The sequence below is a fragment of the Spirosoma spitsbergense DSM 19989 genome, assembly GCF_000374085.1.
Taxonomy (GTDB): Bacteria; Bacteroidota; Bacteroidia; order Cytophagales; family Spirosomataceae; genus Spirosoma; species Spirosoma spitsbergense.
This window is the reverse complement of sequence record NZ_KB893442.1, coordinates 1-10,560: the sequence shown is the minus strand read 5'-3', so window position 1 is coordinate 10,560 and position 10,560 is coordinate 1. Positions and strand designations below refer to the sequence as shown.

The following is a 10,560-nucleotide window of genomic DNA, read 5'->3' as shown; positions in this document are numbered from 1 at the left end:
CTACAACCAAGCGGTATCGCGAATTCGGGTTCAGGTTGAACACGTGATTGGGAGTACGAAACGATATCGAATCGTTCGGGATGCATGTCGGTTGCGAAAAAGCGATTTTGTGGGTACGGTGATTCACTTGTGCGCTGGCTTGCACAATTTCAGAGTGACACGAAAGCCTGTTCAGTATCCTAATCATCCTAAGCCTAAATTGACATAAACTCTAATGGATAATGTACAATGTATGATTGATTTCAACCATTGCACCCTATTAGCCATTATTCATTTTCCATTGTCCATTCATGCACATCACCCTCCTCCAGCCCGACCTGTTCTGGCACGACCCCGTTGCAAACCGGGCTATGCTGGAGGAGCGTATCTATAGCCTGCCCGAACCCACCGACCTGATTGTACTGCCTGAAATGTTTACAACAGGATTCACCATGGATGCTGCCGCAGTAGCTGAACCGATGAACCTGACTACGGTTCGGTGGCTGAAACAGATGGCCGCACAAACCGGCGCTGTGGTAACAGGCAGTTACGTCGTGCAGCAAAAGGGTGCCTATTTTAACCGACTTATCTGGATGCAGCCCGACGGGCAGTTCGACACTTACGATAAACGGCACCTGTTTCGGATGGCGGGCGAAGATGCCGTTTACACCGCCGGAACAAACCGGATTGTGAAAGAGTGGAAAGGGTGGCACATTTGCCCACTCATCTGCTACGATCTCCGTTTCCCGGTCTGGAGCCGCAACACCCCGGCAACCTCCTCCCCTTTCGACTATGATTTATTACTCTACGTAGCCAACTGGCCAGCCGCCCGGCGCAACGCCTGGAATGTGTTGCTACAAGCCCGCGCTATCGAAAATCTAAGCTACGTTATCGGCGTTAACCGCGTTGGTAAAGACGGAAATGGGCATCCCTACAGTGGCGATTCGGCCGTAATCGACTACAAAGGCGAGGTCCTTTTCCGCCAGTCCGACACAGAAGTTGTTCACCAGCAAACGCTCTCGCTGGATGACCTGCGGGCCTTTCGGGCACAATTTCCGGCTAACCTGGACGCCGATCGTTTCACGGTTAGCTATTAACCGTTTCGAATAAGTTCAACAGTTCACGGGCACTACCCAGCGTTGTAAATGACTTACCCGTCAGTTGCTCATCTTCTACGCGCTCATGTGCCCAGCTAACGGCGGATGGAATGTGGATGGCCCGCCCGCCAATATGCACCACCGGTAATATATCCGACTTCAACGAGTTACCAATCATCAGAAAATCAGCGGGTTCTACCGCGTGCTTCTTCAGTACCCGTAAGTAAGCCTCTTCATTCTTCTCGCTGAGGATTTCAACATGTTTGAAATGATGCACCAGTCCCGAACGGGCTATTTTACTCTCCTGGTCGAACAGGTCCCCTTTGGTCAGGAGCATCAAATCGAATTGGGTCGACAGCATTTCCAGCACCTCTGTAACGCCATCCAGTACCTCAATCGGGAAATCGAGTAACTGCCGCCCGGCATCAATAATAAGCTGAATCTCCTTACTCGTTATGGCTCCGTCGGTTAACTCGATGGCGGTTTCAATCATGGAGAGAATAAAGCTCTTGGCTCCGTAGCCAAAGTGCTGGAGATTACGAATCTGCGCGTCGTAGAATCGGTCTTCCAGGGTTTCCTGATCAATATAATGAGACAGCAGTTCGCATAATTTCTGCTTTACGTCAACATAGTTTGGTTCGTTTACCCAGAGGGTATCGTCGGCATCAAAAGCGATCAGTTTCATAACTCTATTAGATTTAGGATGAGAATAAAAATAACGGTTGACTTAAAAAGCAGCCACCGGCACATTGCTACCCCTTCTTATTTTGCACGATTTGATTTGCGTCGCATCGCTTAAATACCCAATTTGCCGCCTATTCCTAACGCTTTTTTTCTTCTCTTACTATGACTTTCACGGAGCAGGATCAGGATCAAATTCTGGTACAGGGCATACCACTCGACAGGATTGACCAGCAGATAAATCATTTCGTTAACGGCTTTCCATTTCTGAACGTTATCAAGGCAGCCACCATTGGCGACGGCATTGTCCGGATTGACGAAGGCCAGTTACCAACCTATACCCAGCGATTCGACTCAGCCGCCCACGAGCGCGATCTGGTCAAGTTCGTGCCCGCTTCAGGGGCGGCAACCCGTATGTTCAAGGCGCTGTTTGCGGCATTGGAAGGAAAAATGGACAAATCCGTCGATGAGGTATTCGATCGCCTGACCGACTTCGCCTTTTACGACGATTTAAAAAAAGCGATGGCTTCCAAAGGACAGGACATTGATAAAGCAGATCGCCAAACGATACTACGTTTTCTACTCACCGAGGAAGGGCTTGACTACGGTAGTTTACCCAAAGGTCTCCTCAAATTTCACCGGTATATTGATGGCCCCCGTACGCCGGTAGAAGAGCATTTGGTAGAAGGTGCGGCCTACGCTAACTCGGATGGGCTGGTAAAAATTCACTTCACCGTTTCGCCCGAACACCGGAGTCGTTTCGAGCACCTCATCAACGAGCAGAAGGCCGACTATGAGGCCTGGCTTGGGGTTACGTTCGATATTAGTTTCTCGGAACAAAAGAAAGCGACGGATACCATTTCCGTCAACATAGATAATTCGCCGTTTCGCAACGCCGATAACTCGCTGCTGTTTCGGCCCGCCGGACATGGTGCGCTGATTGAAAACCTGAATGACATCGACGCCGATATCGTGTTCATCAAAAATATCGACAACGTTGTTCCAGACGAAATTAAGGAGCCAACCGTTACGTACAAGAAAGTGCTGGCGGCTGTATTGCTCGACTCCCAACAGCAGATTGCCCGATTGCAGGGACTGCTGAAAGGCAGCGACGTAAGTGATGGCTATCTGGCCGAAGCCGATGAACTCTTTCGCCATACCTTATTCACCCTTCCGCCAGATAAGTTTGATAGCCTGTCGAAAGAAGAAAAAGTCGACTATTTCCGGCGTAAACTGGATCGTCCGGTGCGGGTTTGTGGTATGGTTAAAAACGTGGGCGAGCCGGGTGGCGGGCCTTTCTGGGCCAAAAATCAGGATGGTTCCGTATCCCTGCAGGTAGTTGAGTCGGCGCAGATAGACCTGGACAATCCAGCACAAAAAGCCATTTTCGATGAAGCGACACACTTCAATCCGGTTGACTTAGTATGCGGACTAAAAGACCCTGCCGGAAAAAAATATGACCTGCCCGCCTATCGTGACCCACAAACGGGCTTTATCACGGCCAAGTCGAAAGATGGGAAAGAATTGAAGGCGCAGGAGTTGCCCGGTTTGTGGAATGGGGCCATGGCCGACTGGAATACAATTTTTGTGGAAGTTCCCCTCATTACGTTCAATCCGGTGAAAACGGTGAACGACTTGCTCCGGAAAGAGCACCAGCCAGAATAGAAAAGTCGTAAACCATAAAAGCCGTGAGTAGCTACTCACGGCTTTTATGGTTTACGGCTTCACCTACTTACATATCTTACTCTGACTTACGCCGTCATCCGGTTCATCGGGGCATCAGATACTAAATCAGCTCCGTTTGCACCAATTGGTATTTCTTTGGTAGCCAGCAACCCCGGGTTCTGAAACGTCAGCAGGGTCGTATTTTCGTAAACGCCCAGATTGGCATCCCGAACCCGCTCCATGATGGGACGGAGGGCGCAGGCAACTTCATCGGAACAATCGTCGCACTTGACGTAAAAATTGAAGGAAACACAGGGAGTTGGTGCAATGGGACCATCAATCACCCGAAGCACCTGCGCCAGGTTGACCCGGCCTGGGTCTACCCGCAATAAATAGCCCCCTCCTTTCCCTTTCTGGCTTTGTAAAATTCCGTGGTTACGTAATTCCAGCAGGATAGCCTCCAGAAATTTTTTCGGAATGTTTTCCTTCGCAGAAATAAATGAGATGAGTACAGGGCCTTTGCCATATTCTTCAGTCAAGACCTTAAGGGCTTTGATTGCATACTTGGCTTTCTTCGATATCATGGTTACGGTGATTGAGGGTTCTGGAAATAATATACAGTCAAATTTATTGCCAAACAGTTATAAACTTCCTAAAAGTTCATAGACGTAGTTGGGTATAAGACGTATATACGTGGTAGAAGTAACATGCTTTTATTTAATTTTTAGCACAATTTAGTTACAATAGATCCGTACTGTACATTATCCTGCTCATAGTAACAAAATAAAAAGAGCCGGTGCAAAGCCCCGGCCCTTTCCTGCGACACCAATATAAAAAATTATCCTGTATCTTATTTAGAGTAATCCGTGTTTTGCGGATCAAAGTTAGCCCAGCCTTTGGTCCAGTCTTCTGTACCAAACGCACCCCGGAAGGTCTCTTGCTTGAAGAAAGCATCAGCCCCTTTGCCATCCCAAACGGCACCTGTCAGTAGGGGAGAACCCGTGCCCGGCAGCAACGTAGGTGTAGCGGTCAAGCCAAACAGCGACGAATTGAATAACAGTGTAGCTGCATCAGCACTGGCAACAATCTGGTTTTTATACGCTGCTGTATTGAAAAAAGCGGTTGCCTGAGCATCGGTGATTGAACCAGCACCTTTGATGGGTGTGGTCATGTTAGCCAATACAATACCACGTAATTGCAGGCTACCGTTGGTAGCATTATCGAGCGTACCGGTTGTTCCTGTCGGGGCATCTAACCGCAATCCTTCAGGATAACCATACAATACTGAGTTGAAAACGCTTAGGCTTGTGTTTCGGCGCAGGTGCATACCCGACTGGAACGGACCACTACCCTTTGCTGTACTGGCGTTAGATGGTGTACCACTGAATACGAAATTGCTCATGTTAGCAAATACGCCACCCGTAAGCGGCAAACCTGCGTTTGGACCCGTAGCGGGCAATCCTGGATTAAAGTTATCAGACTCAAAACCATTAGAACCCGACACGTCAGCAACCTGTGGGTCCCGAATAGCCAGGCCATACTGTACTTTACCCGACCAGCCCCAGTCAGTATCCCAATCGTCGTCAAAGCCACGATAGGCAATCAGATACTTAGCATTCACTGTACCACCAAACAATTCGTACGAGTCATCACCACTGTACGAAACCTGAATGTGGTCGAGTGTAGTACCCGAACCTACGCCATACATCGTCAGGCCGTTGATTTCACTGTTGGCCAGCAGGGCAATACCACCAAACTCGATGCGGCAGTACTGCATCACACCAGAGTTATCGGCAGCATCCGTGTAGGCACCAAGTTGTCCGGCAATACCACCTTCAAAGGCAGTAGCCGCAGGCTGGTTCGTAGGAGCTTTACCAATAAGAACTACGCCACCCCAGTCGCCGTAGTTACGCGATCCGGCAGGCTTGTTAGAGGTAAATACGATAGGAGCAGTGGCAGTACCAGCCGCATTGATTTTGGCACCTGCCTGTATAATCAGCGTACCACCCTTCTGCTGACCCGATGGGTCGGCATCCTTGTCGGCACCCTTGATAACGGTACCCGGCTGAATAGTCAGCGTAGCACCAGACTGTACGTATACGAAGCCCTGAATAAGATAGACATTACCAGCCGTCCAGTTCGTGTTGGCCGTGATATTACCCGCTACTGTGACAACTGGTTTTGCAGCAACTGTAAAGGCGGGGCCCGTTGCCGTAATACCACCCGTTGTTACCGTCACCGGCGAACCTGCATTGGCAGGAACAACAACGGTTAATGATGTGGTCGTTGCTGCTGATACGGTAGCAGGGACATTACCAAACGCAACTGAGTTGCTGGTAGGGGTAGCATTAAACGCCGTACCTGTAATTACAACGGCTGAACCAGCCGGAGCCGACGTAGGCGAAATTGCTGTTACTGTCAGAACGGGTACAACTGGAGCAGGTGTTTCTTCATTTTTACAGGCCGATACGACCAGCAACAGACCCATTGACAGCGTTGCCATTTGCGGCCAGATTGTCCGAAGACTTACTTGTTTTAGATTCATAACTTTTGCTTTTACTTGTTACAGATTGGATTAGAGATGATGTACTAAGGAATGACCGTTCGGCGGCCAAATGTGTAAACGGCACTAACCGTGTAATAACTGCCCCGCTTGAATTTTCGAATGAGCTGATCAGCATCAGCGGACTGCGATGTAACGTCACTGCCAATCTTACCATCGCGGTTAAAATCCTGAGCAAACCGCACGTTCTGGTTAAGGATATCCTGAATACCTACCCGCAATTCAATTTTGTTGAACTGGCGGGAGAGGTTAAGATCAATAGCATGGCGGGGCATTTCATAAATAGTAGGTGCCTGCGTATTACCCACCGTAAAAATCCGCTGTCCGAAAATGTTGTATAGTACATTCCACTGCCAGCCGTTATTAGGAGCAGCGTAGTAAATACCAGCGTTAATCAGGTAGGGAGACTGACCGGCCAATGCTCGCTTGGTATCGGCAATACCCCGAATATCGTATTGCTGAATCGTTCCGCTGAGGTCAGGAGCCGTAACGAAATCACCCACATTGACCTGACTCTTGATGAGCGATACGTTGGCAACCACCTGTGTATTTTGCAGGAAGGAACTTGCCGATTGCTGGAAACCTTTACGTACCTCAATCTCAACACCGTAGTTCTGAGCCGATTGCGCGTTGGTAAACGTGTAGTTCAGTTCGTTGGGCTGAAACAACAGGTATTGTTCAATCGGGTTTTTGAAGTACTTATAGAACCCTGTTACAGAAATCAGTTCGCTCGGCGAGGGATAGAATTCCCACTTGGCATCTACGTTTTGGATAGTAGCCGTTGTTAAAGTCGTATTACCCTGAATGTTAGCCAGCAGGTTGAAATCGTAATAGTTGAACGGTGCGAGTTCACGAAGCTCGGGCCGGTTTACCGACGATGAATACGCCAAACGGAAGTTGGTCCGGTCGGTTAGTTTATACGTAAAATTGACGGACGGCAGCGGGCTGAAAATTTTATTTGTAACCAGTCGGGTCGGCACCCCGTTGATGTTTGAGGTAATGCCCTGGTCATTGTATTCTCCCCGGAAACCCAGCGTCAGGTTAGCTTTGAGGCCAAAATTCACGTCGCCACTTACATAACCAGCCAGATAATTGTTCGTCCCCTGATAAGAATCACGGTCGCGGGTGCCATCTTCCAGGGTGAAGCCACCCTCATAGCCCGTTACGTTACTGGGAGCAAATGCGTTGGCAATGTCCTGTGTCTTCACTGCCGATGCAGCCCCTACTCCTTTGTAAGCGTAAAAACGGGCGGCATAATCTCGTTTTTTACGTTCGCCATAGACTCCAAATCGAATACGGTTTGGTTCGCGGTCGGTAGGGTTGCCGAATGTATGCTCACCGTTTACAATTCCCGAATAAACGTACTCATGCAGTTTTGAGTTGAATCGGCCCACTTCGGCGGGTGTTGGGTCGTTAGGAGTAGCAATCTGAAACGGTTGTAACTGACCATCAGCACCCACAGCCTGCGGACGGAGGTAACGAGCCCTGCGCCAATCCGGCTCCCAGCGGCCCGTAAACCCGAAACTACCAATCCAGTCAATTTTGGTTAGGGGACTAATGGTATGTTCACCTGCCAGTTGTGTCGTCAGAATACTCCGATTCTCAAACCGTTCCGAGTAACTCCGAATGTCGGTTTGTGTATCTACATTTTGCCCCGTTCTGACAACCGTCTCGGTTGTACTTAATTGGTTATATAGTGTTTTCCATTCCAGGTTGAAGGCGGGGGAGAATCGGGCCGACCAGTTGTGCAGAATGCCTAACCGGGAAGACCGGGCGTAATTAGCATCATTATATCGCTGATTTATGGCATTGGCAATAGTGCCATTGTCATACAGCTTCAGGTCGATATCGGAAAATTGATTCGTGAGCGAATAATTAATACTTGTCAGGTTACTAACCCGCACATTACCAATGTCGAACCGGCGGCCCGTATTGAGCGCGAACCGAATATCAGGAGACACCGAGATATTTTTCAGCCCCCATGTGTTAGGTAGTAATTTGGCGTAAGCAGCCCGTTCGGGTGAACTCAGTTGATTAAAATCCGCCGACCGGGTTGGAAAACTCGCCGGAATCTGTTGGTCAGCACTCCACAAACCGAGTGCGTTCAGACCACCCCGGGTTTGGGTCTGTACATTCTGAAATGTTGTGTTGGCCCGATAACCGACGGTAAGGCCTGCATCCACAAAATTCCGGTCGGGCCGTCGTTTCGTATAGATTTTTATAATCCCACCAGCGAAATCACCGGGAACTTCAGCCGAACCAGATTTGAAAACGATCATCCGATCGATGATATTACTGGGCACTAAATCAAACGAGAAGGAGCGGGTGTCAACTTCGGTAGAAGGCGTAATAACGTCGTTTATAAGTACCGAATTGTAGCGGGCGGCCAGGCCCCGGATCAGAACGAACCGATTATCGATGATACTCACACCCGGTATCCGGCGAATGGCCGCTGCCGCATCCCGGTCCTGCGACTTCTGAATCTGCATGGCCGAAATACCAACGGCAATTGGCTTTAGCTGCTTGATTTCAGTAATGACAGCAATCTCGGTATTAGTGGCTTTATTCCCCCGAACGACTACCTCCTGTAAGGCAGTACCCCCTTCGTCCAGTTCGGTATCGATAACCGTCGTGTTTCCCGACTCTACCCGAACGTTCGGAATTTCTTTGGTCTGGTACGATATATAGGAGATAACAACTTTCTGCGTACCCGTTGGTACGTTGGCAATGTTGAAGTTTCCTTCGATGTCGGTGGTAGTCCCGAGTTGAGTGCCAGCTACCAGCACGGTACAGCCAATCAGTGATTCTTTTGTCTTACCATCCTTAATGGTTCCCCGGATGGTACCGGTCTGTGCCAGAGCGGCAGAAGAGAATAATGAGAAGAGAAGAAGAAAGATTTTACAGTTCATGTTCAGTTTGGTATCGCTTTAAGCGGTGCAAAACTACCAATCCAATGTTACGCCAATGTTACACGAGTGTTAAGCTTTAATCACGCTTTAATGAGGCAATCAATTGATGTATAAACGCTTCCTTTTTAGTCGACGAACAGTACTTAATCTGCTTTTAACTTAGTTTACGCTCTTATAAACAGGTCGACTGAGCAATAGCACTAAATTCATTTGGCCCCCTGGTAAATAACCCACTCATCATCTGGCGAGACTGCATGTATAAATACTTACTGAACAAGTGAGTATTTTCATCTACAGGAAAGCGTTATCCTACCTCTGAATCATTCTTCATTTATGGCCCTAACAGGCCGAAATCAGGCTTTAATTACATTTTAACCATACTTTTCTCATAACGTAATATTTGCGTAACACATAGTGGTTCGAATTGAGAGAATTTTGCAGTCGTTCTACCAATCACTGAACCAATGAAACAAATTGTCCGTACATTATTAGTTGTACTATTCTTATTTACAAGCTTCTTGCCTGCTATGGCACAGGTAACCACTAGCGGAATTAGCGGCCACGTAACTGACGCCCAAAAGGAAGCACTGGTTGGCGCAACGATTCAGGCGACATACACCCCTACCGGCACCAAATACGCAGCCGTTACGGACATTGACGGCCGTTTTCGAATCAATAACATGAATGCGGGCGGGCCGTATGAGCTTATTATTACCTACGTAAGCTACAAGGAAGAAACGCGCTCCGGTATTATGCTGCAACTGGGCGAAACGACAAACCTGGCGGTTGCCCTCCAGGATGCCAGCACCCAATTGAGCGAAGTAGTGGTGAAGTCCAATCGGGAAGCAGAGCGGCAGGGCGCGGGTATCAATGTAAACAGCGAAGCCATTCGCCGGTTACCGACTATTTCGCGAAGTTTGACCGACATGACCCGATTATCGCCCCAGGTAAACAACAGTAATTCATTTGCGGGTACCAACTTCCGGTACAACAACGTAACCATAGACGGAGCTATCAGCAACGATGCTATCGGTTTTAGCCCGTCGCTCGGTGGCTCTACCGGTACAACGGGGCAGCCCGGTTCCAGTACGCGTACCAACCCCGTTAGTCTGGATGCCATTCAGGATGTTCAGGTTGCCGTAGCCCCCTTCGATGTTCGGCTGGGTAATTTCCTGGGTGGTTCGGTCAACGCCGTTACCCGCAGTGGTACGAACGAAGTAACGGGTTCGGTATATGGCTTCGGACGGAACGCAGCCCTGACGGGTTCGTGGAACGGCGCGTCGGACGCGAAAGAGAAACTACCCAGCACCTTTTATGAATACCAGACGGGCGTTCGCGTAGGGTTGCCGCTGATTAAAAATAAACTCTTCTTCTTTCAATGGTTCGTCAATTTTAGAAGAGTAAAAAGGCGTGTTAGTTTTGGGTCTCTGACCTCCAAAGCCTAACAACGCCTTTATGCAAAGACTTGCCTTGCTAACTACAATAGTAGCCAGCTTACCTGATTTGACCAAGCCTCGTCGCCAATTTGTTGCCCACATACTCATGCTTTTTCTCAGTGTTCGTCACCGGATCAATTTTCTACAACTGGCTCGCCACAGTGATCAGTATGCTGAAAACACCATGCGGCTGCACTTCGAAGAGTACCTAGACTTCGCTTCGATGAATC

At 48.9% G+C, this 10,560-nt stretch carries 9 protein-coding genes; 5 read left to right on the top strand and 4 right to left on the bottom strand.

Features of this window, described 5'->3' with window-relative positions; translation table 11 throughout:
• The coding region (locus B157_RS40420) for a transposase family protein (protein WP_425423190.1) at positions 1-208 on the top strand (208 nt) is incomplete at its 5' end.
• 82 nt (positions 209-290) lie between these two features.
• Positions 291-1,076, top strand: a complete 786-nt coding sequence (locus tag B157_RS0107575) for an amidohydrolase (RefSeq protein ID WP_020602753.1) — start codon at positions 291-293, stop codon at positions 1,074-1,076.
• On the opposite strand, the gene B157_RS0107570 is transcribed toward B157_RS0107575, so the two are convergent.
• Positions 1,066-1,761 (bottom strand): HAD family hydrolase, encoded by a 696-nt coding sequence (locus tag B157_RS0107570; protein ID WP_020602752.1) that lies wholly within the window; start codon positions 1,759-1,761, stop codon positions 1,066-1,068. The genes B157_RS0107575 and B157_RS0107570 overlap by 11 nt on opposite strands.
• 161 nt (positions 1,762-1,922) lie before the next feature.
• On the opposite strand from B157_RS0107570, the gene B157_RS0107565 reads away from it, so the two are divergent.
• Positions 1,923-3,422 carry a DUF4301 family protein gene (locus tag B157_RS0107565; RefSeq protein WP_020602751.1) on the top strand — a complete coding sequence of 500 codons (1,500 nt, stop codon included), beginning with the start codon at positions 1,923-1,925 and terminating at the stop codon, positions 3,420-3,422.
• An 86-nt stretch (positions 3,423-3,508) separates the two neighbouring features.
• Here the strand turns inward: B157_RS0107565 and B157_RS0107560 are convergent, their stop codons facing one another.
• From B157_RS0107560 to B157_RS0107550, 3 genes are all read right to left on the bottom strand, one after another.
• Positions 3,509-4,006: an RrF2 family transcriptional regulator gene (locus B157_RS0107560; protein ID WP_020602750.1), complete on the bottom strand. Its 498-nt coding sequence runs from the start codon at positions 4,004-4,006 to the stop codon at positions 3,509-3,511.
• A gap of 266 nt (positions 4,007-4,272) precedes the next feature.
• Positions 4,273-5,967: an IPT/TIG domain-containing protein gene (locus B157_RS0107555; protein WP_245565039.1), complete on the bottom strand. Its 1,695-nt coding sequence runs from the start codon at positions 5,965-5,967 to the stop codon at positions 4,273-4,275.
• Positions 5,968-6,011: 44 nt separating this feature from the next.
• The gene (locus B157_RS0107550) at positions 6,012-8,894 is read right to left on the bottom strand and encodes a TonB-dependent receptor (RefSeq protein WP_020602748.1); all 2,883 of its coding nucleotides are present in this window, start codon (positions 8,892-8,894) and stop codon (positions 6,012-6,014) included.
• Positions 8,895-9,421: 527 nt separating this feature from the next.
• Between B157_RS0107550 and B157_RS0107545 the strand changes: the two genes are divergently transcribed.
• Positions 9,422-10,339 (top strand): TonB-dependent receptor, encoded by a 918-nt coding sequence (locus B157_RS0107545; protein ID WP_245565038.1) that lies wholly within the window; start codon positions 9,422-9,424, stop codon positions 10,337-10,339.
• 10 nt (positions 10,340-10,349) lie between these two features.
• The coding region (locus B157_RS39290; RefSeq protein WP_041951960.1) for a hypothetical protein at positions 10,350-10,560 on the top strand (211 nt) is incomplete at its 3' end.

Coding starts and splice junctions, on each gene's coding strand:
- B157_RS0107575 (WP_020602753.1), top strand. CDS start 291: ATGCACATCACCCTCCTCCAGCCCGACCTGTTCTGGCACGACCCCGTT.
- B157_RS0107570 (WP_020602752.1), bottom strand. CDS start 1,761: ATGAAACTGATCGCTTTTGATGCCGACGATACCCTCTGGGTAAACGAA.
- B157_RS0107565 (WP_020602751.1), top strand. CDS start 1,923: ATGACTTTCACGGAGCAGGATCAGGATCAAATTCTGGTACAGGGCATA.
- B157_RS0107560 (WP_020602750.1), bottom strand. CDS start 4,006: ATGATATCGAAGAAAGCCAAGTATGCAATCAAAGCCCTTAAGGTCTTG.
- B157_RS0107555 (WP_245565039.1), bottom strand. CDS start 5,967: ATGAATCTAAAACAAGTAAGTCTTCGGACAATCTGGCCGCAAATGGCA.
- B157_RS0107550 (WP_020602748.1), bottom strand. CDS start 8,894: ATGAACTGTAAAATCTTTCTTCTTCTCTTCTCATTATTCTCTTCTGCC.
- B157_RS0107545 (WP_245565038.1), top strand. CDS start 9,422: ATGGCACAGGTAACCACTAGCGGAATTAGCGGCCACGTAACTGACGCC.